The 22,627-nt window shown below is 60.0% G+C and carries 19 protein-coding genes and 1 other RNA gene; 9 read left to right on the top strand and 11 right to left on the bottom strand.

The window, feature by feature from the left end; all coding sequences use genetic code 11:
* Positions 1-2: 2 nt before the first annotated feature.
* The 7 genes from M5C96_RS10060 to gyrA all read right to left on the bottom strand — a co-directional run bounded on the left by M5C96_RS10060 (position 3) and on the right by gyrA (position 10,208).
* Positions 3-332 (bottom strand): integration host factor subunit beta, encoded by a 330-nt coding sequence (locus M5C96_RS10060; protein ID WP_272568884.1) that lies wholly within the window; start codon positions 330-332, stop codon positions 3-5.
* Positions 333-435: 103 nt separating this feature from the next.
* Positions 436-2,121, bottom strand: coding sequence for a 30S ribosomal protein S1 (gene rpsA / locus M5C96_RS10065; protein WP_092739611.1), 1,686 nt, complete (start codon positions 2,119-2,121; stop codon positions 436-438).
* A gap of 183 nt (positions 2,122-2,304) precedes the next feature.
* Positions 2,305-4,323: a bifunctional 3-phosphoshikimate 1-carboxyvinyltransferase/cytidylate kinase gene (locus M5C96_RS10070; protein WP_272568887.1), complete on the bottom strand. Its 2,019-nt coding sequence runs from the start codon at positions 4,321-4,323 to the stop codon at positions 2,305-2,307.
* The gene (locus tag M5C96_RS10075) at positions 4,323-5,210 is read right to left on the bottom strand and encodes a prephenate dehydrogenase (RefSeq protein ID WP_272568889.1); all 888 of its coding nucleotides are present in this window, start codon (positions 5,208-5,210) and stop codon (positions 4,323-4,325) included. Before M5C96_RS10075 ends, M5C96_RS10070 begins: the two co-directional genes overlap by 1 nt.
* 11 nt (positions 5,211-5,221) lie before the next feature.
* Entirely contained in the window at positions 5,222-6,319 is a 1,098-nt protein-coding gene (gene pheA, locus M5C96_RS10080) for a prephenate dehydratase (RefSeq protein WP_272547924.1), read from the bottom strand.
* A gap of 38 nt (positions 6,320-6,357) precedes the next feature.
* The gene (gene serC / locus M5C96_RS10085; protein WP_272568891.1) at positions 6,358-7,467 is read right to left on the bottom strand and encodes a 3-phosphoserine/phosphohydroxythreonine transaminase; all 1,110 of its coding nucleotides are present in this window, start codon (positions 7,465-7,467) and stop codon (positions 6,358-6,360) included.
* Between the two features lie 101 nt (positions 7,468-7,568).
* The gene (gene gyrA, locus M5C96_RS10090) at positions 7,569-10,208 is read right to left on the bottom strand and encodes a DNA gyrase subunit A (protein WP_272568894.1); all 2,640 of its coding nucleotides are present in this window, start codon (positions 10,206-10,208) and stop codon (positions 7,569-7,571) included.
* A gap of 224 nt (positions 10,209-10,432) precedes the next feature.
* Here gyrA and ompA point away from each other — a divergent pair, with 224 nt between their 5' ends.
* The 5 genes from ompA (at position 10,433) to M5C96_RS10115 (ending at position 14,792) form a co-directional block, all read left to right on the top strand.
* A complete protein-coding gene (gene ompA, locus M5C96_RS10095) occupies positions 10,433-11,098 on the top strand; it encodes an outer membrane protein OmpA (protein ID WP_272568896.1) in 666 nt (221 codons plus the stop codon).
* Positions 11,099-11,174: 76 nt separating this feature from the next.
* Positions 11,175-11,888 (top strand): bifunctional 2-polyprenyl-6-hydroxyphenol methylase/3-demethylubiquinol 3-O-methyltransferase UbiG, encoded by a 714-nt coding sequence (gene ubiG / locus M5C96_RS10100; protein ID WP_272568898.1) that lies wholly within the window; start codon positions 11,175-11,177, stop codon positions 11,886-11,888.
* Positions 11,885-12,562, top strand: coding sequence for a phosphoglycolate phosphatase (gene gph, locus M5C96_RS10105; RefSeq protein ID WP_272568901.1), 678 nt, complete (start codon positions 11,885-11,887; stop codon positions 12,560-12,562). Before ubiG ends, gph begins: the two co-directional genes overlap by 4 nt.
* 12 nt (positions 12,563-12,574) lie before the next feature.
* Positions 12,575-12,963: a transfer-messenger RNA gene (ssrA, locus tag M5C96_RS10110) on the top strand.
* 92 nt (positions 12,964-13,055) lie between these two features.
* The gene (locus M5C96_RS10115; protein ID WP_272568904.1) at positions 13,056-14,792 is read left to right on the top strand and encodes a site-specific integrase; all 1,737 of its coding nucleotides are present in this window, start codon (positions 13,056-13,058) and stop codon (positions 14,790-14,792) included.
* On the opposite strand, the gene M5C96_RS10120 is transcribed toward M5C96_RS10115, so the two are convergent.
* Positions 14,775-15,053 (bottom strand): hypothetical protein, encoded by a 279-nt coding sequence (locus M5C96_RS10120; protein WP_272568906.1) that lies wholly within the window; start codon positions 15,051-15,053, stop codon positions 14,775-14,777. The two genes, M5C96_RS10115 and M5C96_RS10120, sit on opposite strands and share 18 nt — an antisense overlap.
* Positions 15,054-15,302: 249 nt before the next feature.
* Here M5C96_RS10120 and M5C96_RS10125 point away from each other — a divergent pair, with 249 nt between their 5' ends.
* The gene (locus tag M5C96_RS10125; RefSeq protein ID WP_272568908.1) at positions 15,303-16,652 is read left to right on the top strand and encodes a MobA/MobL family protein; all 1,350 of its coding nucleotides are present in this window, start codon (positions 15,303-15,305) and stop codon (positions 16,650-16,652) included.
* A 70-nt stretch (positions 16,653-16,722) separates the two neighbouring features.
* On the opposite strand, the gene M5C96_RS10130 is transcribed toward M5C96_RS10125, so the two are convergent.
* Positions 16,723-17,742: an Abi family protein gene (locus tag M5C96_RS10130; RefSeq protein ID WP_272568910.1), complete on the bottom strand. Its 1,020-nt coding sequence runs from the start codon at positions 17,740-17,742 to the stop codon at positions 16,723-16,725.
* A 532-nt stretch (positions 17,743-18,274) separates the two neighbouring features.
* On the opposite strand from M5C96_RS10130, the gene M5C96_RS10135 reads away from it, so the two are divergent.
* Positions 18,275-19,465: a hypothetical protein gene (locus M5C96_RS10135; RefSeq protein WP_272568912.1), complete on the top strand. Its 1,191-nt coding sequence runs from the start codon at positions 18,275-18,277 to the stop codon at positions 19,463-19,465.
* Here M5C96_RS10135 and M5C96_RS10140 read toward each other — a convergent pair.
* A complete protein-coding gene (locus M5C96_RS10140; RefSeq protein ID WP_272568914.1) occupies positions 19,455-20,267 on the bottom strand; it encodes a hypothetical protein in 813 nt (270 codons plus the stop codon). The two genes, M5C96_RS10135 and M5C96_RS10140, sit on opposite strands and share 11 nt — an antisense overlap.
* Before the next feature lie 255 nt (positions 20,268-20,522).
* Between M5C96_RS10140 and M5C96_RS10145 the strand changes: the two genes are divergently transcribed.
* A complete protein-coding gene (locus tag M5C96_RS10145) occupies positions 20,523-20,786 on the top strand; it encodes a helix-turn-helix domain-containing protein (protein WP_272568916.1) in 264 nt (87 codons plus the stop codon).
* A gap of 74 nt (positions 20,787-20,860) precedes the next feature.
* A complete protein-coding gene (locus M5C96_RS10150) occupies positions 20,861-21,772 on the top strand; it encodes a hypothetical protein (protein WP_272568919.1) in 912 nt (303 codons plus the stop codon).
* Between the two features lie 247 nt (positions 21,773-22,019).
* Here M5C96_RS10150 and M5C96_RS10155 read toward each other — a convergent pair whose 3' ends face one another.
* Positions 22,020-22,157 (bottom strand): hypothetical protein, encoded by a 138-nt coding sequence (locus M5C96_RS10155; protein WP_272568920.1) that lies wholly within the window; start codon positions 22,155-22,157, stop codon positions 22,020-22,022.
* Between the last annotated feature and the right edge of the window lie 470 nt (positions 22,158-22,627).

Genomic DNA, 22,627 nt, shown 5'->3' on the forward strand with positions numbered 1-22,627 from the left:
TATCAATTTTGATGTTTTTGCGCCGGTGCATCGACGATGCCCATTTCGACCGTGCGCTGGTCTACGGCTTCGCGCAGGGCCTTGCCGGGCTTGAAGTGGGGCACGCGCTTTTCCGGGATCGCCACGGCTTCGCCGCTGCGGGGATTGCGGCCCATGCGGGGTGGGCGGCGGTTGACCGAAAAGCTGCCAAAACCCCGGATCTCGATGCGGTGGTCGCGCACCAATGCGTCGCCCACGGCGTCCAGAATGGTCTTGACGGCGTATTCGGCATCGCGCTGGGTGAGCTGGCTGAACCGTGCTGCCAGTTCTTCAACGAGGTCTGATCGGGTCATGGAATCCTAGTCTTTGCAACCTGGGAAACAGAACAAAAAGAAGCGGGCGCACGAGGCGCCCGCCATTCACAACCGCCGAAGCGGTCGTTGCCTGACTCTCGGATTACTTGTCCGAGTTGTCCAGCTTGGCGCGCAGCAGGGCGCCCAGGCTGGTCGTGCCGGCGCTTTCGCGGCTCGATTGCTGGCTCAGGTTGGCCATGGCGCCTTGCTCGTCGGCCATGTCCTTTTGCTTGATCGACAGCTGGATGTTGCGGGTCTTGCGATCCACGTTCACCACCACGGCCGTGACTTCGTCGCCTTCCTTGAGCACATTGCGGGCATCTTCCACGCGGTCGCGGGAGATTTCCGAAGCGCGCAGGTAGCCGATGATGTCTTCGCCGAGGTCGATTTCAGCGCCACGGGCGTCCACGGTCTTGACCTTGCCGGTCACCGTCTGGCCCTTGTCGTTCACCGTCACGAAGGTGGTGAATGGGTCGCCGTCGAGCTGCTTGATGCCCAGCGAGATGCGTTCGCGGTCCACGTCCACGGCCAGCACGATCGCTTCGACTTCCTGACCCTTCTTGTAGTTGCGAACGGCGGCTTCGCCGGTTTCGTTCCAGGACAGGTCGGACAGGTGCACCAGGCCGTCGATGCCGGCAGCCAGACCCACGAACACGCCGAAGTCGGTGATCGACTTGATCGGGCCCTTGACGCGGTCGCCGCGCTTGGTGTTCTGTGCGAACTCTTGCCATGGGTTGGCCTTGCACTGCTTCATGCCCAGGCTGATGCGGCGCTTGTCTTCGTCGATCTCGAGGACCATGACTTCGACTTCGTCACCCAGCGACACGAGCTTGGAAGGAGCGATGTTCTTGTTGGTCCAGTCCATTTCGGAGACGTGCACCAGGCCTTCGATGCCGGGTTCCAGTTCCACAAATGCGCCGTAGTCGGCAATGTTCGTGACCTTGCCGAACAGGCGGGTGCCCGAAGGATAGCGGCGCGAAACGCCCATCCATGGATCGTCGCCCATTTGCTTGAGGCCCAGGGACACGCGGTTCTTTTCGGTGTCGAACTTGAGGATCTTGGCCGTGATTTCCTGACCGGCCGTGACCACTTCCGAAGGATGGCGAACGCGGCGCCATGCCATGTCGGTGATGTGCAGCAGGCCGTCGATGCCGCCCAGGTCCACGAACGCACCGTATTCGGTGATGTTCTTGACCACGCCCTGAACGATGGAGCCTTCCTTGAGGGTTTCCATCAGCTTGGCGCGCTCTTCGCCCATGGAGGCTTCCACCACCGCGCGGCGCGACAGCACCACGTTGTTGCGCTTGCGGTCGAGCTTGATGACCTTGAATTCCAGGGTCTTGTTTTCGTAAGGCGTCAGGTCCTTGATCGGACGCGTATCGATCAGCGAACCTGGCAGGAAGGCGCGGATGCCGTTGACCAGCACCGTGAGGCCACCCTTGACCTTGCCGCTGGTCGTGCCGGTGACGAATTCGCCGGATTCCAGGGCCTTTTCCAGCGCCAGCCAGGAGGCCAGGCGCTTGGCGGTGTCACGCGACAGGATGGTGTCGCCGTAACCGTTTTCGATCGAGCCGATGGCCACGGAGACGAAATCGCCCACTTGGACTTCGACTTCGCCCTTATCGTTCTTGAACTCTTCCAGGGGCACGTAGGCTTCGGACTTGAGGCCGGCGTTCACCACGACGAAGTTGTGTTCCACGCGCACGACTTCGGCGGTGATCACTTCGCCCGGACGCATTTCGGTGCGTGTCAAGGACTCTTCGAAAAGGGCGGCAAAAGATTCAGACATGTATTTCCTAAAGCCGCAAACAGGGTTCCGACAGCACCATTGCCATCGTTTTTAGAGCTGCCTGCGGAGGTTTTTTGCGGCAAAACCGCGGTTAGGTTGGAGAACCGCACGGTCTGGGCACTGGGTGCCTGTGGGGCCGGGCGGGCCTGTCCGGGGCGTGAGCCTCGGGTTGCAACCCCGTGCCTAGGTGGCGAAGGGCTGTCGTTCCTGCCACCAGGCAAGCACCTGCTCGACAGCCGCATCGACCGTGAGCGAAGAGTTGTCCAGAACCAGGGCATCCTGCGCCGGCTTCAAGGGCGCAACGCTGCGGGAACTGTCCCGGGCGTCGCGCGCCTCCAAATCGGCGCGAAGGTCTGCGATGCTAGCCGAAATCCCCTTTGAAATCAACTGTTTATGCCGGCGTTCGGCCCGGCATGCCGCGCTGGCGGTCAAGTAGACCTTCAATGCGGCCTGGGGAAAGATCACGGTGCCCATGTCGCGCCCGTCCGCCACCAGCCCCGGAAGCCGCCGGAAGCTGTGCTGCAGGGCCACAAGTGCCTCCCGCACGGCGGGCAGTGCGGAGACGCGCGACGCATTCATTCCCGCTTCTTCAGTGCGGATGGTATCAGTCACATCATCGGCGCCGAGCCAGATCCGCCCGCCTTCGAATCGCACGGGCAGTCCGCGTGCGAGCGTCGCGATGCGCGGCTCGTGCGCCGCATCGATCTGCAGGCCCGCCCGCAAGGCCGCCAGCGCCGCGATTCGGTACATGGCGCCCGAGTCCAGAAACCGGTAGCCCAGCCGCTGCGCCACGGCGGCGGCCACGGTGCCCTTGCCGGATGCGGTGGGGCCGTCGATGCAGATCACCGGAATGCGTTCCGTGGGGGGGTGCGTGACGGAAAACAGCGCCTCGAAATAATCCGGAAACGTCTTGGCCACGCACTTGGGGTCTTGGATGCGAACGGGCAGCGCCGCCGGATTGAAGGCCGCCAGTGAAAAGCACATGGCCACGCGGTGGTCATCGTAGGTGTGGATGCTGGCGGCCCGCCAGCCGGCAGGCGCAGCCGGGGGCGTGACGCGCAGGAAGTCCGCGCCTTCCTCCACCGTGGCGCCGAGTTTGCGCAGCTCGGTCGTCATGGCGGTCAGGCGGTCGGTTTCCTTGACGCGCCAGCTGGCGATGTTGCGCAGCGTGGTCGTGTCTTCGGCATAGAGGGCCATGACGGCCAGCGTCATGGCGGCGTCGGGAATGTGGTTGCAGTCCAGGTCGATGGCCTTGAGCGGCCATGCGCCGCGGCGGATCTTCAGCCAGTTGGGCCCGCCCGTGACCTGTGCGCCCATGGCCTGCGCGGCCTCGATGAAGCGGATATCCCCCTGGATGGAGTCTTGCCCCACGCCCAGGATCTGCACGCCGTCGTCCTGCTCGGCAACGCCGGCGATGGCACCCAGCGCAATGAAATAGCTGGCCGAAGACGCGTCGGCCTCGACGTGGATGCTCCCGGGCGAACGGTATCGGCTTCCGGCCGGGATGGTGAACCGCTGCCACTGGTCATGCTGCACATCGATGCCGAACCGCGACAGCAACTGCAGCGTGATGTGGATGTAGGGCCGGGAAATCAGCTCGCCCACCACCTCGATCACCACGTCTTGTTGGACCGCGACCAGCGGCAGGGCCATCAGCAGGGCGGTGAGGAACTGGCTCGACACGTCCCCGCGCACGGGAATGGGCCTGGACAGCGATAGCGGCGGTACGCCTTGGGCGTGTGCGATGCGCAGGGGCGGAAACCCTTCGTTGCCCAGGTAGTCGATGCGGCAGCCGAGCTGGCGCAGCGCATCCACCAGGTCACCGATGGGCCGCTCGTGCATGCGCGGCACGCCGGACAACTCGAACTCGCCGCCCAGCAGTGCCAGCGCGGCCGTCAGCGGGCGCATCGCCGTGCCGGCATTGCCCAGGAAGAGGGCGGCCGGGGCGTTGGCGGGTTGTGTGCCCAGCCCCGTGATGCGCACGCTGGCGCCTTGTTCATCCACTGTGCAACCCAGTTGACGCAGCGCATCGAGCATGACCCGGGTGTCATCGGATGCCAGCAGGTCGTGGATTTCCGTGGTGCCTTCGCTCAGTGCCGCCAGCAGCAAAACACGGTTGGAAATGCTTTTGGAGCCCGGAAGCTGGATGGCGCCACCCGCCGTGGCCAGGGGCGGGAGGTCGAGAAACTCGGTGCTGAACATCAGGAATTGGGGGTGGGTGTGCGCTGCGCGCCCATGCGCCAGTGCGCGCGGGTTTCGCTGGCCAGGGTGATCAGGTCTTCCAGCGCCTGGGAGTTGCCCTGCTGCATGGTCTGCTCCAGCTGCTGCAACGCCTGCTGGAAGAGCTGCGACTGCGCCAGCAGCTCTTCGCGGTTGGACAGCAGAATGTCTCGCCAGACCTTGGGGTCGCTGGCCGCGATGCGGGTGAAATCGCGAAAGCCCGGGCCTGCCAGGGACAGGAACATATCGCCATGGTCTTGCGCCGTGATGCTGTTCATCATGGCGAAGGCAAGCAAATGAGGCAGGTGGCTGACGGACGCAAAGGCAGCGTCGTGCGATTCGGGCGACATGCTTTGCACCCGGCAGCCCAGCGTGCGCCACACTTCTTCGGCCTTTTGCAGATGGGCGGTCAAGGTGCGCTCGGTCGGCGTGAGGATGACCTGGCGCCCGCTGTACAGCTCGGCTTCCGCGTATTCCACGCCGGACACCTCGCGCCCGGTGATCGGGTGGGCCGGAACGAAGGATCCCACCTGGTCGCGGAGGGCGCGGCGTGCGGCCTGCACCACGTCGGCCTTGGTCGAGCCCACGTCCATGATCAGCATCTGCGGTGTGACGAGGTGCTTGATGGCCTTGAGTGTGGCCTCGGTCGCGGCCACGGGGACGGCCACGAGCACGATGTCGGCGCCCGCCACGGCGAGCAAGGCGGACGGTGCCTCGACATCGATCACGCCCATCTGGCGGGCGCGGTCGGTGGTGGACGGCGACTTGCTGTACCCGACTACGCGCTTGACGAGGCCGGCCTTCTTCATGGCCAGAGCGAACGACCCTCCCATCAGGCCGCAGCCGATCAACCCCAGCTGTTCAAACATGGCGGGCCCGCTCATGGCGCGACCGGGTAGGTGCCCAGCACCTTGTAGAACGCGCACAGCGCACGCAGTTCTTCGAGGGCCCGTGCCACATGGGGCAGGGACGGGTGGCCGTCGAGGTCGATGTAGAAGTAATACTCCCACTGGCCCGTGCGGGCCGGCCGGGATTCGAATCGGGTCATCGACACGCCGTGGGTCTTGAGCGGCACCAGCAGGTCGTGGACCGCGCCGGGACGATTGGGCACCGAGATGACCAGGCTGGTGCAGTCCTTGCTGGACGGCGGTGGCGTCTGCAGCGTGTGCGGCAGGCAGATGATGGCGAACCGGGTGCGGTTGTAGGCATCGTCCTGAATGGCATGTGCGACCAGGTGCAGGCCGAATTGCGTGGCGGCACGTTCGCTCGCAATGCCCGCCCACGCCGGATTGGTGGCGGCCAGCCGGGCCCCTTCCGCATTGCTGGACACTGGGCGGCGTTCCGCGTGGGGCAGGTGCTTGGAGAGCCATCCCTGGCATTGCGCCAGCGCCTGCGGGTGTGCCAGCACCGCTTCGATGCCTTCGAGCGAGTCGGACTGCCGCATCAGGTTGTGGCGCACCAGCAGGCTCACTTCGCCGACCACGTGGCAAGGCGTGTGCAGGAACAGATCGAGCGACCGGGTCACCACGCCCTCGACCGAATTTTCCACGCCGACCACGCCGTACTGCGCGCTGCCCGCCGCCGTGGCGTGGAACACTTCGTCGAAATTGGCGCAGTACATGAGGTCGGCCGCGCCACCGAAGAACTCCACGGCCGCCTGCTCGCAGAAGGTGCCGGCCGGGCCGAGCACGGCCACCCGCTGCGGGGACTCGAGTGCCAGGCAGGCGGACATGATCTCGCGCCAGATGGCTGCGACATGCGGCCCCTTCAATGGGCCGGGATTGGCGGTCTGGATCTTCTCGATGACCTGGGCCACCCGGTCGGGACGGAAGAAGGGCGTGCCTTCGCGCTTCTTGATCTCACCCACCCGTTCGGCGACCAGGGCGCGCTGGTTCAGCAGCGTGAGCAGTTGCTGGTCGATGTTGTCGATTTGGACGCGCAGGCTGGCGAGGTCCGGAGAGGCTTGCGGGATGGTCATGAAAGGTGTGGGGGCGTTTTCTCTGGACTGTCAGGGCTTCAGGCGTGTTTGCGCTCAAATTCTCGCATGTAGGCCACCAGGGCCTCGACGCCCGACAGTGGCATGGCGTTGTACAGGCTGGCGCGCATGCCGCCCACCGATTTGTGCCCCTTGAGCTGCAGCAGGCCGCGTTCCTTGGCGCCTGCCAGGAAGGCATCGTTGCGCGATTCGTCGCGCAGGAAGAATGGAATGTTCATGCGGGACCGGGCGTTCTCCGACACCTTGTTCACATAGAACTGCGACTGGTCGATGGTGTCGTACAGCAGCCGGGCCTTTGCGATGTTCCGATGCTCCAGCGCCGCGATCCCGCTCAGTTCGCCCTCGCGCTGGCGCTTGAGCCACTGGAACGTCAGGCCGGCCACGTAGATGCCCCAGGTGGGCGGGGTGTTGAACATGGACTGGTTGTCCGCCACGATCTTGTAGTCAAAAGCGCTGGGGCAGGCGGGCAGGGCGTGGCCCAGCAGATCCTCCCGCACCACCACCAGCGTGAGGCCGGCGGGCCCCAGGTTCTTTTGCGCTCCACCGAACGCCAGGCCCACGCGCGACCAATCGACGGCGCGCGATGCCACATGGGAGGAAAAATCGATGACCAAGGGCGCATCGCTGCCCAGCGCCTTCAGGTCGGGCAGTTCTTGGAATTCAATGCCGTGGATGGTCTCGTTGCTGCACAGGTGCAGGTAGCTGGCGCCGCGGCTCAACTCCCAGCTGGCTGGCTCGGGCAGCGTGGTGAAGTGGCTGGTCTCGCCCGATGCGGCCACGTGCACTTCCGCCGCATATTTGCGGGCTTCCTTCACCGACTTCTGGCTCCAGCTACCGGTGACGACCATGTCCACCGTCGCTGCGCGCGAGAGGTTCAGCGGCACGATAGCGTTCTCAGCCAGACCGCCACCCTGCATGAAAAGGATCTTGAACTGCGAAGGCACCGCCAGCAGCTCACGCAGGTCGGCTTCGGCCTGTTCGTAGATCGACAAGAACTCTTTGCCGCGGTGGCTCATCTCCATGACGCCCATGCCGCTTCCGTGCCAGTCCAGCATTTCGGCAGCCGCTTGCTGCAGGACTTCGGCGGGAATGGCGGCCGGGCCGGCGGAGAAGTTGTACGGGCGATTCATGGTTTCAAGTGAAATAGGGCCTCAGCGCATATTTATCTAGGGCTGATTGCTATGGTTGTGATAGCAAAGCGTCCTTCGGAGCGCTTCGCATGGGGCATGGATCAGGCGTCTGCGGGCGGCGTGCCACCTTCTTCATCGGCGTCGATGTCCGGCACATTGGCATCGTTTTCCACGATGCGTTGCAGGCCGCTCAACTGCGAGCCTTCGTCCAGCGCGATCAGCGTCACGCCTTGGGTGGCGCGGCCCAGTTCGCGGATCTCCGACACGCGGGTGCGAACCAGAACACCCTTGTCAGTGATCAGCATGATCTCGTCATCGGCGTGGACCAGCGTGGCCGCCACGACCTTGCCGTTGCGCTCGCTCTGCTGGATCGCGATCATTCCCTTGGTGCCCCGGCCATGGCGCGTGTATTCGACGATGCTGGTGCGCTTGCCGTAGCCGTTCGCAGTGGCGGTGAGCACGCTCTGGGTCTCGTCTTCGGCCACCAGCATGGCGATCACGCTCTGCCCGTCTTCCAGCATCATGCCGCGCACGCCGCGTGCCTGGCGGCCCAGGGGGCGCACGTCGTTTTCGTCGAAACGCACCGCCTTGCCGCCATCGCTGAACAGCATGACATCGTGCGCACCGTCGGTGAGCGCCGCGCCGATCAGGTAGTCGCCATCATCCAGGTTGACGGCGATGATGCCGCCCTTGCGGGGGTTGCTGAATTCATCGAGCGCCGTCTTCTTAACGGTGCCCATGCTCGTGGCCATGAACACGTAGCGATCAGCCGGGAACGTCCGCATGTCGCCGGTCAGCGGCAGAACCACATTGATCTTTTCGCCTTCTTGCAACGGGAACATGTTGACGATCGGGCGGCCGCGCGAACCGCGGGAGCCGGCCGGCACTTCCCAGACCTTGAGCCAGTAGAGGCGACCGCGGTTGGAAAAGCACAGGATGTAGTCGTGCGTGTTGGCGATGAAGAGCTGGTCGATCCAGTCGTCTTCCTTGGTCGCCGTCGCCTGCTTGCCGCGGCCGCCGCGTTTTTGCGCCCGGTATTCGGACAGCGGCTGACTCTTGATGTAGCCCGTGTGGCTGAGCGTGACCACCATGTCGGTGGGCGTGATCAGGTCTTCGGTGGACAGGTCTTGGGCGCTGTATTCGACCACGCTGCGCCGCGCCCCGAGCTTGTGCTGGCCGAACTCCTGCTTGATGGACGTCAGCTCTTCGCCAATGATGACGGAGACGCGTTCTGGCTTGGACAGGATGTCCAGCAGGTCTTCGATCACGGCCATCACGTCCCGGTATTCGGAAACGATCTTGTCCTGCTCCAGGCCGGTCAGGCGCTGCAGACGCATCTGCAGGATTTCCTGCGCCTGGGTGTCCGACAACCGGTACAGGCCATCCTGGCCCATTCCGTATTCACGCTCCAGCCCTTCCGGACGGTAGTCGTCCGCATTCACGGTGCCACCGTCGGCCCGGGTGCGCGTGAGCATCTCGCGCACCAGTTTGCTGTCCCACGAGCGGGTCATCAGTTCCGCCTTGGCCACGGGGGGCGTCGGCGACTCGCGAATGATCCGGATGAAGTCGTCGATGTTGGCCAGCGCCACCGCCAGGCCTTCCAGCACATGGCCGCGTTCGCGTGCCTTGCGCAGTTCGAAGACCGTGCGGCGCGTCACCACTTCGCGGCGGTGCTGCAGGAAGACGCTGACCAGTTCCTTCAGATTGCAAAGGCGCGGCTGCCCGTTCACCAGGGCCACCATGTTCATGCCGAACGTGTCCTGCAGCTGCGTTTGCTTGTACAGGTTGTTCAGCACCACCTCGGGCACTTCGCCGCGCTTGAGTTCGACCACCAGGCGCATGCCCGACTTGTCGGACTCGTCCTGGATGTGGCTGATGCCTTCGATCTTCTTCTCGTGCACCAGCTCGGCCATCCGCTCCTGCAGCGTCTTTTTGTTGACCTGGTACGGCAGCTCGTCCACGATGATGGCTTGGCGCTGGCCGCGGTCGATGTCCTCGAAGTGGCAGCGCGCACGCATGACCACCTTGCCGCGGCCCGTGCGGTAGCCGTCCTTCACCCCGTTGATGCCGTAGATGATGCCGGCCGTGGGGAAGTCGGGTGCTGGAATGATCTCCATCAGATCGTCGATGGATGCGTCGGGGTGGTGCAGCAGGTGCAGGCAACCATCCACTACTTCATTGAGGTTGTGCGGGGGAATGTTGGTGGCCATGCCCACGGCGATACCGCCGGAGCCGTTGACCAGCAGATTGGGCAGCTTGCTGGGAAGAACCAGCGGCTCTCTCTCGCTGCCGTCGTAATTGGGGCCGAAGTCGACGGTTTCCTTGTCGATGTCCGCCAGCATTTCATGGGCGATCTTCGCCAGGCGGATTTCGGTGTAACGCATGGCGGCCGCGTTGTCGCCGTCCACCGAGCCGAAGTTGCCTTGGCCATCGACGAGCAGATGGCGCATGGAAAAGTCTTGCGCCATGCGCACAATCGTGTCGTACACCGATTGATCACCGTGCGGGTGGTATTTACCGATCACGTCGCCAACGATACGGGCGGACTTCTTGTAGGGCCGGTTCCAATCGTTGTTGAGTTCGTGCATTGCGAACAGCACGCGCCGGTGTACCGGTTTGAGGCCATCGCGCGCATCGGGCAGCGCGCGACCCACAATTACGCTCATCGCGTAATCGAGATAACTTCGCCGCATTTCCTCTTCAAGGCTGATGGGCAGGGTTTCTTTGGCGAACTGTGTCATGGAGAACTGCGTGGACGGCGGAGGAGGGCCATTCTAGGCGGAACGTCTTGTCGCAAGTGCGCAACACATCAGGGGTAAAGCGCTTTTGTCCTACCGTGCGCGCCCCGTCTGCAACCACTTTGCGTTGTTACGTATGGCACAATCATTTCAACGTTTTTAGTGATGGTCACTGATGACGTCCATATTCGCAGCGCGGCTGCGGCTTTTTCCCCAAGAGGAGAACCATGAAGAAACTGAACAAAGTGGCGATGTTGTTGGCCTCTGCTGTGCTTGCTACCTCGGCTGGCGCTCAAGTCAAAGCAGCCGACGGCGGCAAGGTTGTTGACAACTGGCAGAACGGTACCGGCGAACTGGTGTGGAAGAACGGCACGAATGAACTGTGCTGGCGCGATGCCAACTGGACCCCTGCTACCGCTGCTGTCGGTTGTGATGGTGCTCTGGTTGCTCAGGCTCCTGCTTCTACCCCTGCCGCTGCTGCTCCCGCACCTGCTGCAACGCCCGCTCCTGCAGCGCCTCCTGCTCCCGCAGTGGCCAGCAAGGTGACGTACGCTGCCGATGCGTTCTTCGACTTTGACAAGTCCGTGCTCAAGCCAGAAGGCAAGGCCAAGCTGGATGACCTGGTCTCCAAGGTCAAGAGCGTGAACCTGGAAGTCATTATCGCTGTGGGTCACACCGACTCCGTCGGTACCGATGCCTACAACCAGAAGCTGTCGGTTCGCCGCGCTGAAGCTGTGAAGGCTTATCTGGTGTCCAAGGGTATCGAAAAGAACCGCGTTTACACTGAAGGCAAGGGCGAGAAGCAACCCGTCGCCGACAACAAGACCAAGGAAGGCCGTGCGAAGAACCGTCGCGTGGAAATCGAAGTGGTCGGTACCCGCGCTTCTAACTGATTTCCGAATCAGTCACGAAAAAGCCCCGGAAACGGGGCTTTTTTTATGGGCCATCTCTTTTGGAGCACCTACCCACATGAGCGATCACATTAATGCCGATCCAGCAGAGCTGGCCAAATTTTCCGCACTCGCCCACCGCTGGTGGGATCCGGAAAGTGAATTTCGCCCATTGCATCAGATTAATCCGTTGCGTCTGGAATGGATCAATGGCATATCGCGTTTGGAAGGGCAGCAGGTGCTGGATGTAGGATGTGGTGGCGGCATCCTCTCCGATTCGATGGCCAGAAAAGGCGCACAGGTAACGGGCATCGATCTGGCCAGCAAATCATTGCGCATCGCGCAACTGCATGCCTTGGAAACCGGGACACCCCATGTGCAATACCGCGAAATCAGCGTGGAGGACTTGGCTGCGGAAGTGCCTGGCACGTTCGATACCGTCACCTGCATGGAAATGCTGGAGCACGTGCCGGACCCCGCCTCGGTGATTAAAGCGTGCGCGCGTCTGGTCAAGCCCGGCGGCTGGGTCTTTTTTTCCACCATCAATCGCAATGCCAAGGCGTTCATGCTGGCAGTCGTCGGCGCCGAATACATTTTGGGCATGCTGCCCAAAGGCACGCACGAGTATGCGAAATTCATCAAGCCCAGCGAATTGGCGTCCGCTAGTCGGCTGGCGGGCCTTGATATCGTTCACAGCCGCGGACTGGAGTACAACCCGCTGACCAAACGCTATTGGCTGAGTGCCGACACTTCGGTCAACTACATGCTCGCTGCACGCCGCGCCGCCGTATGAGTTCACCTGTCTTTACCCATGTTCGTGCCGTCTTGTTCGACCTCGACGGCACATTGATCGATAGTGCTCCTGACCTGGGTGCTGCCGCCGACAAATTGCGAACGGACCGTGGCTTGCCGTCTCTGCCTGCCGAGCGGTATCGGCCCATGGCAGGGGCCGGAGCCAGGGGCATGTTGTCCGTGGCATTCGATATGGATACGGCCCATCCTGACTTTCCTGCGTTCCGGGAAGAGTTCTTCGTCAACTACGAGGCCTGCATTCAGCAGCGCACGAAAGTGTTCGATGGCGTGGAGGCATTGATCGCCGAGTTGACCCGGCGTGGCATGCCCTGGGGCATCGTCACCAATAAGGCGGCACGATTCACGGACGTCTTGGTGGCGGCCACGCCGCTGTTCAGCAGCGCTGGAGCGGTGATCAGTGGCGACACCACCGCGCACAGCAAACCACATCCTGAGCCCCTGCTCGAAGCCGCCAGACGCCTGGACATCGAGCCAGCGCATTGCATTTACGTCGGCGACGATGAGCGCGACATCGTCGCGGGCCTTGCGGCTGGCATGCACACCGTGGCCGCTTTATACGGCTACCTCGGTACGCAGACCGCGGTGCACGAGTGGGGCGCACAGGCCGCAATTAAATCTCCGCTAGAGGTCTTGCAATTGATCTCGGCGCCTTAAAATATGAGTCTTGGGGCTGCCCTGGTTTCGACGTGGGTTCGGAATCGGCGTGGTGCATGTCGAGCTTGAGTGGCGCTCGTAAATCTGCATTCAAAAAACTAACTGCAAACGACGAACGTTTCGCACTCGCACTCGCCGCTTAAAAACCGGTGATCGAGCCTTGTAACAGCATGCTAGCGGGCTGGGCAAGGGGGTCGCAAGACCTCCCGGCTGCAAGGTTATTCACGCTGGCTGGTTCCGTGCCGGGTACCTTGGCATGGAGCGAGATCCAAGGGTACTGGTGACCCACGTAGCGTGCGACTGCGCGACGTGGGCCATGAGAATCAAAACAGACCGCTAAACATGTAGATCTGCCCGAAGAAGGCTTGCGGACGCGGGTTCAATTCCCGCCAGCTCCACCACTTTTATAACTCGTTGCTTTTAAAGGATTTTTTAGGGTACGGTTACACAACCACTGCGGGGAGACACTAAAGGGCACACTTGGAGCCCATGAATGCTGTCCTCGTCGTACCTTCAAAAATCTCGCAACGGCGTTTACTTCGCGCGGTTTGTTGTTCCTGCGCGACAAAGAGTCCCTGCCGATGGCCGGGACTTCAAACTTTCTACTGGCACCAAGGACCCGCGCCACGCTAAGGCGGCAGCGCGCTATTTGCGGGTTCTTTTCGACGCCTTCTTGATGGAGAATGCAACAGTTACGCGCGCCAGCGCGGTTGCTTTCCTTCAAGCGCGCATGAAAAAACCAACAGTACCGCCCATGCCCTTTGGGGTGAAGATAAAGGGGCAGGGATTCGACATTGAGCTGACCGACCTTGGCCCCCAGGATGTGGGCAACATGGACCAGCTCATCGAGAACGTGACCCGAGGCGCCGCAAGGATTGCACCTTCAACCATTGCGGTTTGGGACCGGCCTTCCGATGAGCCGACCCCGCCAGACCATGCCCCGGCCATCAATGAGCCTGGGCGCCTATCGCCCGTGGCAGCAAAGACCGTGGGCCGGTTGGTCAAAGAGTATTTGAAGTACGAGCAGGACCGGGCTACTGAAAAGGAAATCGGCGTCAAGAAGGTGCCCCAAATCCGCACCCGCCTGAAACCCTTCATCGACCGTTTCAGCGCTCGGCATGTTGGCACCCTCACGCCTTTGGACTTGGAGCAGTACCGCAAGGACTTGGCGTACTACCCAAAGAACATCGACAAGTTGCCAGGGGCCGGGGGACTGCCTTTCGATACGCTCATCCAGAGGGTGCGCTCCAAGTCGCTTTTCCGGGCGAATGGTCAGCAAGCCCAGACCATCACGCAGAACACCTTGGATGGCTACCTAACCGTTGCGGCCAACTTTCTGGAGTTTTGCAAACGGCAGTACGCCGTCAATCCAACCCTGTTGGAGGGATTCAAAGTGAAGACAACTCAGGCCCGCAAGGGTGCATCGCGGCGCGCCTTCACTCAGAAGGAAATGCAGCAAATCTTCGGGTCGGACTACTACCGGGATGGGGCATACAACCGCTCCTATCAGTATTGGGTCATCCACTTGGCAGCGTTCACCGGAGCGCGCGTCAATGAGCTCTCGCAACTGACCACCGACGATGTTCGGCAGGACGATGAAGGGCTATGGTTCCTGAACATCACGGCAGCGGAAGACGACGGCCAAAGCGTCAAGAACGAAGAGAGCCGCCGCATCATTCCGGTGCACCAAAAGCTCATCGACCTGGGGTTCATCGACTATTGCCAAACCAAGAAGTCCGCAGCCAAGGATAGGGCTGTCAACTTGTTTGACCTCAACCGGGCCAAGGCCGATGGTTACGGGAAGGCTGCGAGCCAGTGGTTCAACACCAAATACCTGCGGGACTATTTGAAGATTGAAGACCCGAATGTGGTGTTTCACTCGTTCCGTCATCGGTTCATCAGCTCGCTGGCTCAAGCCATCTTGGACGCCTCGGGCGTATCGGAGGAAACGGCCATCAAGGAGCGTATCCCCGAGGCCCTGATTCTTCGTCGCCTTGCTGGTCACTCCGTGGCCCATGCTATGACGGCAGGCCGTGGACAGTTCGATGTCCACACGGATACCTACACCGGGGCTTTTTCGGTCAGGAGTATGAAGCGGGTAATTGACCGTCTCAATTATCCCGGCGTCGATTTTTTTACCTACATATCTCCGAGCACTTCTTCGCGAAAGAGAGTTCGCAAGGTTGCTAATGAGCCTTTTGAGGTCTTCTCGTTAGACGGTCTTGTTTAGCGGCTGGGTAATACTCACATGCTCCGGTATTTGAGCATCTTCGAAGGGGCGGGGCTTGTCACCCTTAGCGGTCGCCCAGGCCTTTTTGAGGATGTTGTGAGCCTGAGGGTCATTAGCCGCCAACTTAAGTAGGGCGCCTCCCAAAGCGTATTTTCTAGCGTCTGAATTTTTTCTGGCGGTGGTGGATACCTTTGCGAGGATTGCAGCTTTCTCAGCGTCAAGTTGGCTCAATCGCTTTTTCATGGCAGTTATACTGGTCATGCTATAAATCTCCTTTTCGTCCTATTAAATTACCACTTTATTTTTGATTGTGCTAATTTAATAGGGTGAATATCCCGAGCGCGTTAATCAGTCCCAGCCCCCAGGTAGCCCCCTGCAAGGGCTCACTTATGCAAACTCTGCGAGTTTGCGTTCGCCATGGGCTGTGCCCCTGGACCCCGTTGCTTCGCAATCGCCCCGGGGGGTGCTGTGCCTAGCCTCGCCACTTGGTTTACCCCCTCGCTGCAAGTCTTGCAGCGCTCCAAAGGCCGTAACGCCGTCGAGGCGGCTGCGTACCGCTCCTGCACTCGGCTGAGCGAGGAGCAGCTAGGCGAGGTGCACGACTACCGCCGTAAGACTGGTCACGTCTGCACCGAACTGTTCGGTGTTGCCGGTCTTGAAATGGGTTTGGATGATATCGGCACCCTATGGAACAAAGCCGAGCGGGCAGAGACTCGAAAGAACTCGGCTATCGCCCGCGAGTTGATGGTGCCTCTCGCGCACGACTGGACGGACGAGCAGCGCCGACTTTGCGTGCGTGGCTTGTCCGAAATGCTGGTGGCCCGCTACGGGGTTGCGGTGATGGCTTCCATCCATCGCCCGGCCAATGGGCAAAACGACCATGTCCATATTTTGTTCACCACCAGAGAGGTGGATTCGCAAATGACCTTCGGCAAGAAGACCCGCATCCTGGACGACATGAAGACCGGTGAAGTGAAAAACATGCGGGAGGAGGTTTGCCGCATCATGAACGAGCACGCCAAGGCCAACGGCGCCGACTGGTATGTGTACGCAGGAAAGTTTGCAGAGGTGGTCGAAGGACACATTCCCACGGCTCATATTCCGGTCAATGCCCCCCGCGAACTGCGCGAGACTATGGAAGCGGAAAACCTGGCGATTGTGGAGGCGCGCCCCCTGCTCAAACGCATCATGCAAGAGTCGAAAGAAACGGCCGCGCAAGTGGAGGCAGCGTTGCAGGTCGCCGCAAGCGCGGCAACCCAAGAGCACCAGATTGTCAAAGCGGAAGTGCCCCGAGAGCGTCCCTCACGTCTGCCACCTGTTCCCAGCACAAGCCCATTGGGCGAGGACGCCCAACAGCGGAAATTGCAGCTCACGAATTCCCTTGACCTTCGTCAGGCCTTCCGTGAGGTAAGGCGGACTGACGCCAAGCGAAAAGAGGGGCGCGAGGTGGCAAAGAAATGGAAGGAACGCCTCCGCGCACTGAAAGCCGACCCACCCGGACCGCTTGTCTCCATCATGTCCAAACTGGCTCGTGCCTTGGGCGTCCGGGACACCGTGGCGATTTACGAAGAAAAATTAGCCGAAGCCCGGGCGGCTATCGAGCAATGCAGGAAGAACGACACCGCCTGGACTGCGTACATCAACGACCCAGAGCGCAAGCGCAAATATGACGAGTGGAAGCAATGGCCCGAGCACCGCGAGCGGGTCAAGGCGTACGAGGCGACGTTGCCCGATGCTCCCCGTCCCAATCCGGTGCCCGGACCAGAAGACCACAGCGCAACCCCGTCCAGCACTTGGAATGGCCCTTTCACTTTTACGCCGCACCAAACGCCAAAGATTCCCGAACCGTGGGAATGGTGAGGAAGTGCTTCAATTCGCTTTCAGAATCGCTTGGTGCTGGACTATGCATCGCGCCGTTAAGTGGCGCAGTTCACAACCAAACTGTGTCTTGGTGCCAGTTCGCCGGTATGCCCATGGCAAAGAGGTGCGCTGGTTTGTTGGCTTCTGGATGTGCTGCAAGGAGGGCGAGCAATCCGTCTTTTATCCCGTCGAAAATTCCGAGCTTTTTACTCATCAACCGAAGAACTACGAGCGCTGCATAGACGGTATTCGTTTTTGGTGCTGATGAACCAGGGTGAACCGTCGGAAATGGAATTGAAACTTTGCTAGTAATTCCGTTTGGCGCCAGAATGTTTTTATTCCAAAGTCTTCCATGGTGCGCACATATATTCCGGATGGCTCGCAGCATCTTTACCCATGTGCGCAAGTCCTTGTACTTCTCCGCTCCCATTCGGTTTCTTGCCATTTTGTCCAGGACAGTACTGCATGGTATCGTCGGAGACGAGGCGGGAAAGCTTGGCGCAGCTTCATCTAGATTTGCATAAAACTCGTAGAGCTGTCCTATAGTGGAAAGCTCAAAAAGTACCCAAAAAGGTGGTAGGTGCTTGTAAATTCCAGATACGTTATTGAAGTAAGTTTTCTGGAAATGTTGAGCGTAATTTTCACTCGAATCGCAAAAAGAACTGCTAAGTGAATTTATTATACGATTCGGATGCTTTTTACTGGAAAACCACTGTGGTTGAAGGTACCAAAATCCATGGCCAGCAGATTTGCACATAGTTGCGTCAAGGACTGTTCTGAGCGCAACCTCTATGTCCGGCATCAAGTTGAAGATAAGCTTCTTCAATCCTTCATCAAAGCGGTACATCTCCAAAGCCTGCTCAAACGTTGAGCCAGCCTTGAAGTTCTTAGGAGCCGGTGCCGCTGGGATGTTTACCAAGTCGAGGTACGGGTATAGGTACCCTCGAAATCGAAAGTAGTTGACGCGACCCAATAAGTCGCTGGCTTTGGTCACATCACCGATGAGGAGTCCCTGTGCACGAAGTTTGGCTACAACGTCAGGAACTGCCAGGGGATGCTTGGTGTACGGCTTAAAGCTTAAGGTGGCCATTGCCCAAAAGAAAAGCCACTGGGTACCTCAAAAGTGCTTGCGCACTTTCTTGGCTTGAACCCAGCAGCGTTGTTGCAAGCATCTTAACGCAGTCCAGCCAAAAGTTCAAGAGCCCGACCGCCGAGTAGGGGCATCCGTGCTCCCCTTACCTGCCAAAGGTCTGTTTGGTGTCCAGCTGGTGAGGCTTCTTCCCGTCGCACTGCGCCGAAGATTGCCAAACAGTGTGATCAACGATGATATCAGTTTGGCCGCCTTGGGAAGAATAGGAATACTCCGACAAATGGTTTCAGGAAGAATAGGAATACTCCGACAAATGGTTTCAGGCTGATATCAGGATGGCTGCCTGCCCTCATCATCACTTGACCCTGCCCACCCTCAATTGGTAAGTTGATTGGACAAAGAAAAAGGCCCGCACGGGGCGGGCCTTTTTTACTGCACCTTCTTTTAGCCGGGAAATGCAGTACAGGGAACAAATCCATGATACTAATTCATCGTTCATTGTCAAGTAAACAAGTCGGCGCGAAAGCCGGCGATGTCGCTTGACCAAAAAACACCATCGAAAACGAGCCCTAATAGGCCGTATATCCGCGTTTCAACCGCATCGCGGCTGATGGCAGGCTATTACCACCGCAACGGCGAAAATCTCAGGGGTTCGTCGGTTGTCGGCTGCGGTCGTTGGCGCGCCTTCGGATTCGACTCCACTCACGCGGAAATTGAGGTTGGCGCAGACGGTACGAAGCTCCACGGCCACTTCAAGTGCGGCAACGTCTGGACCTGCGACCAGTGCGCCCGCGCCAGAGTCTCGCAGGCCCGTTCGTGGATTCGTGCTGCCTTAATTCCGGCATTGGAGGCCCATGGCTTGGGGGCAGCAATGATGACTTTTACCATGGCCCACAGCTACGACGGCAACTGGAAGGATTCCATCGACCTACTGCACGCTGCCTTCAAGCTCTTCGACAAGAACATGTCCAGGCGCTACAAGGCAATCGGCTGCATGGGCAAGCTGAAAAGCTTGGAAGCGCCGGTAGGTGTCCATGGTATCCATGGCCACTTCCACGTCCTTCTAACCCATCTTCTTGGGGCAGATTTGACCGCTTTCGAAGCCCTTGCCCGCGCCGAGTGGGAAAAGGCCGTGGCGCAGGTGGGCGGCAAGTGCAATGACCACGGCTTTGACCTGAAACTGAACGCCATGGCGGACTATCTCGCCAAACAGGAATTGGCTCACGAAATGTCCAACCACGACACCAAGAAGGCGCGCAAAAAGGGGTTGCTGTTGGGGCAATTGCTGGACCGCGCAGGCCGAGGCGATGCCAAGGCATCCGCCGAATGGCTGCGCGCCATCGAAGCGCTGCAAGGTCGTAGCCGGTTCCACGCTGGCGATATTGCCAAGAAATTGGGCATTTCGACATGCACAGCTTGGGAGGATGAGGAGCGCCGGGAGGAGAGGGAAAGCCTCTCCGCTGACGCGCCCGAGCCAGTGCGCATTGCGTATCCGATGCGCGACCACCTGACCGCGACACGTCCCGACTCCTCGCGCCCAGGCTTGGCGATGATTCTGCGCGCAGCGAGAGACGGCGACGCCGCGAAGGTGCTGCAAATGGTGGCAGCCCTATGCCGAGAGGTGAGGGCGCGTAACCGGCGAACGCCGGGCAGTGCCCCGCCGTCCTTCTGGGATTGGCCGGACGACTACTTCGACCAGTTCATTACGTCCGTCACAAGCTAGGCTTCACGCCCCTGTTCTGTTGGTCTTGGACCCGTTTGCGGGCATCGGCCTCGCTGCCCGCGCTCTTGCCGTCGATGGCTCGCAGGATGGTGGCGGAGTCAATGGCCCTCAGGGCTACTGCCTCTACCAGCCCGTCGCTATCGTGAGTCCATTCGGCGTAATACGCGCGGCTGCACGAGCGCTTGAACTCGGATGGCAGGATGATGGACATAGGTTCAGGAAGGAAGTTGTCCCCACCCGTGGGGTTGGACCCAATCCTCACGAGGTCGAACATCCGGCACGGTGCTGCCGGTATCGCAGCGCCCGTAATGGTCCGTCCCCCTTCGGAGTACGGGCCGAAGAACTGCTTTCCGTCCTGGTCAAACTCCCACCCAACCACTATGGCACCGAGCTTGTCGCCCATCTCACCTTTGATGAAGCTCTCTTTGCCGAATTTTTTCCGAACGGCTTCCAGCAGGACTTGGCGCGTGTATCGCGCGGTCTTTGGTAGGCGCTGATTTTTTTGAACGAACCAGATGCTGTCGGCGTGGCCCTTGAATGCCGCGAACTCATCGAGTGGCCCACTCCACGAGTTGTCGTAAAGACGCTCCCCTTGCCAGGCGGCAAGGCCGCTCTCAATCTTGTTGGTGTAGATCGGTATGACCTTCATCTGTGCTGGTCTGCCAAAGGCCGTTTTTGCCTCTCCAACTGACATCCCCAGTTTCACGCCAGCAATGTCGGTGGCGTGTGCGCCGAAGCTAAGCAGCGCGAGGGCAACGCCAGTCGCAAGGACCGCACGTATTTTTTCGACGATAAAACGCATCTTGCCCCCTCAGTCCGCCATGCCGTTAGAGCCGGTCGCCCACGGAAGAGGCTGAACGTGTGATGCCGGGCCATGTGTCGGTGTGTTGGGGGTTGTGCAGCCTAACAAGGCTGCAAAGGCGAAGGCAAGGATTGCCAGTTTCATGAGCGATGACCTCCTGTTAACGATGGCGGCACCACGCCGCAACCAGGGGCGCATCGTAGCTCAAGAAAGTCGTGTTACGACTATTCCGCTTAAGACTAAATCATGCGGGGCATGTCTGCCTCTCTTTACCACGCGAACTACGATGACCTGCGCGCGCTGTTGCGCGCGGTGCGCGTCAAAGCCGGGCTGACGCAGGTGCAGATGGCCGATGCCCTTGGGGTGGGGCAGTCCTATGTTTCGAAGCTTGAGCGAGGCGAGAACTTCGTGGACGTTCTTCTGTATGCGAGGTGGTGTCAAGCTTGCAGCACAAAACCGGGGATAGTTCTTGACCAGTTGCTTGAGAGGTCTGTCAACGTGAAGAAAGTCGGCGACTAGAAGGCATCCCGCCTGCCAACTTGCACTCTGGGCCTGGGTGAGGCTGGGTTAGAGTGTTGGAAAGGATGGGAGTTATGTTCAACTTGCTTGTAACTGCAGATGAAAACGGTTGGTCCGGTCAACCGACTACCTTTGCGCTAAGTCGTTGTGTGCGCGAGTACACGGATGCCGCGATTACAGAAAGACTTGGCTCGTTGGATGAAGCCAGCGCAGCGGAGTTGATGAGCATCCCATCGGTTTTTGCTTACGAAGAAGGCGTGGGGAAGGCACCGAAGTTCGGAAGAATTACAGGTGTCAGCAAAAGGTCGAATCGTATGGAAGTGCGCGTCGACTATGAATTTATTCATCTCCCCAAGTTCTTGACGAACGAAGAATTGTGGTCGATGGGGGCTGAGCTTGACCTGGGTAGTTGGGAATCCTCGCGCACCCATTGGGCAGTCAAAGATGTAGATTTGGCGCGTGAACTACTCCCGAAGGGCGTACTGCTTCCGGCGCAATTCGCTTCCCAGCGTCAGACAACTGCCGGGGTCCCCAGGGTTGACATCACCGCGCATCGTTTTCAAGTAGCTTTTTCGTTTCCAGGCGAGTACCGAGCGTTAGTAGAGGCGGTGGCGAGGGAGACTACAGCGCTGTTGGGTGCGCATGCCTGCTTCTACGATATGAACTATCAGGCGCAGCTAGCTAGGCCTGGGCTCGACCTGCTGCTTCAAGATTTGTACGCCCAGCGTTCTAGGCTTCTTGTCGTGTTCATCGGTGCGGACTACCAGCGCAAGATGTGGCCAAATATCGAGTGGTCCGCGATTCGCGCAGTCATGAATGTCGCCAAGGAGAAGGGTCGAATCATGTATGTGCGTATGGATGACGGAGCCGTGGAAGGTGTCTTTCCGCAGGACGGCTTTATCGACGCACGCAGGTTTACTCCTGCGCAAATTGCTGCCTTCATTGCTGAGCGAGTGGAGTTCACTCCCGGTCTACCTCCGGTCTAGTCCGTCGGCGCTGACCTGCAACCAAGTGCCCAAATTGCATTTCGCGGAATTGAACCCAAGTCCGTGTGGCACACCGTGGGATACACTTTGGGGGCACACTTTTCAACGCCCTCGACGTGCCTAACGTAGTGGAGTTTTGTGGCTCAGCTCTAAGTTGTTGAAAATAATGGTTTTTTAGGTGGGGGAACACTCGGGACTTGGCTCCCGCCAGCTCCACCACTCAGGATACCGCCACACTCTGACAACGTCAGGCTGTGGCGGTTTTTTCTTGCTTGAGCGCGTCGTGGAGTATTGCGCCCGTCACGCCGAAATCGCCCGCGAGTCGCACTTGCTGATTCCTGCCGTTGCCCGACACTTCATCATCGAATGTGGCGGTGGCCACCATGGCCCGCATCGACTCCACGGCCTTGCATCTAAAACCGTTTTTTCCTCGGCATCACGGCCTGTAGTGCCACTGCGGCATGAGCGCTGCAGTCCTACACCTGCGTCTAACGGGGGGTCGCAAACTGATTCCTCCTTGGAAAGGAAACTCATGCAAACCCCCAGACCAGCCGGTATTTGGAGCACCGCCGACGCGGCACCTGCCAAGACGCGCATTTCCATAGGAAAGCAGCCCTGCCAGGTGGCGGTTGCCGACATGTCGGAGATGCAGCCATGGTAAACGAGGTCGATTCCCTGGACGGCAAGCCGCGCAAGGACCCCGATCGTCCCAGCCCGGCATTGGTCGAAACAGATCCCGCAATGCAGCGCATGCCGCAGAAACGGCCTGCATCGCAAAAGGAGGGGGAAGAGGGCGATGTTGCTGCGGACTCCGGCAAGCCATCAGACCCCCTTCGAAATGGCTAGCCGGACGGC

The sequence above is a fragment of the Acidovorax sp. GBBC 1281 genome, assembly GCF_028473645.1.
Lineage (GTDB): Bacteria > Pseudomonadota > Gammaproteobacteria > Burkholderiales > Burkholderiaceae_C > Paracidovorax.

Excerpts from the sequence above, each read along its gene's own strand:
- M5C96_RS10060 (WP_272568884.1), bottom strand. The coding sequence starts at position 332 with ATGACCCGATCAGACCTCGTTGAAGAACTGGCAGCACGGTTCAGCCAG.
- rpsA (WP_092739611.1), bottom strand. The coding sequence starts at position 2,121 with ATGTCTGAATCTTTTGCCGCCCTTTTCGAAGAGTCCTTGACACGCACC.
- M5C96_RS10070 (WP_272568887.1), bottom strand. The coding sequence starts at position 4,323 with ATGTTCAGCACCGAGTTTCTCGACCTCCCGCCCCTGGCCACGGCGGGT.
- M5C96_RS10075 (WP_272568889.1), bottom strand. The coding sequence starts at position 5,210 with ATGTTTGAACAGCTGGGGTTGATCGGCTGCGGCCTGATGGGAGGGTCG.
- pheA (WP_272547924.1), bottom strand. The coding sequence starts at position 6,319 with ATGACCATCCCGCAAGCCTCTCCGGACCTCGCCAGCCTGCGCGTCCAA.
- serC (WP_272568891.1), bottom strand. The coding sequence starts at position 7,467 with ATGAATCGCCCGTACAACTTCTCCGCCGGCCCGGCCGCCATTCCCGCC.
- gyrA (WP_272568894.1), bottom strand. The coding sequence starts at position 10,208 with ATGACACAGTTCGCCAAAGAAACCCTGCCCATCAGCCTTGAAGAGGAA.
- ompA (WP_272568896.1), top strand. The coding sequence starts at position 10,433 with ATGAAGAAACTGAACAAAGTGGCGATGTTGTTGGCCTCTGCTGTGCTT.
- ubiG (WP_272568898.1), top strand. The coding sequence starts at position 11,175 with ATGAGCGATCACATTAATGCCGATCCAGCAGAGCTGGCCAAATTTTCC.
- gph (WP_272568901.1), top strand. The coding sequence starts at position 11,885 with ATGAGTTCACCTGTCTTTACCCATGTTCGTGCCGTCTTGTTCGACCTC.
- M5C96_RS10115 (WP_272568904.1), top strand. The coding sequence starts at position 13,056 with ATGCTGTCCTCGTCGTACCTTCAAAAATCTCGCAACGGCGTTTACTTC.
- M5C96_RS10120 (WP_272568906.1), bottom strand. The coding sequence starts at position 15,053 with ATGACCAGTATAACTGCCATGAAAAAGCGATTGAGCCAACTTGACGCT.
- M5C96_RS10130 (WP_272568910.1), bottom strand. The coding sequence starts at position 17,742 with ATGGCCACCTTAAGCTTTAAGCCGTACACCAAGCATCCCCTGGCAGTT.
- M5C96_RS10135 (WP_272568912.1), top strand. The coding sequence starts at position 18,275 with ATGTCGCTTGACCAAAAAACACCATCGAAAACGAGCCCTAATAGGCCG.
- M5C96_RS10140 (WP_272568914.1), bottom strand. The coding sequence starts at position 20,267 with ATGCGTTTTATCGTCGAAAAAATACGTGCGGTCCTTGCGACTGGCGTT.
- M5C96_RS10145 (WP_272568916.1), top strand. The coding sequence starts at position 20,523 with ATGTCTGCCTCTCTTTACCACGCGAACTACGATGACCTGCGCGCGCTG.
- M5C96_RS10150 (WP_272568919.1), top strand. The coding sequence starts at position 20,861 with ATGTTCAACTTGCTTGTAACTGCAGATGAAAACGGTTGGTCCGGTCAA.
- M5C96_RS10155 (WP_272568920.1), bottom strand. The coding sequence starts at position 22,157 with ATGGTGGCCACCGCCACATTCGATGATGAAGTGTCGGGCAACGGCAGG.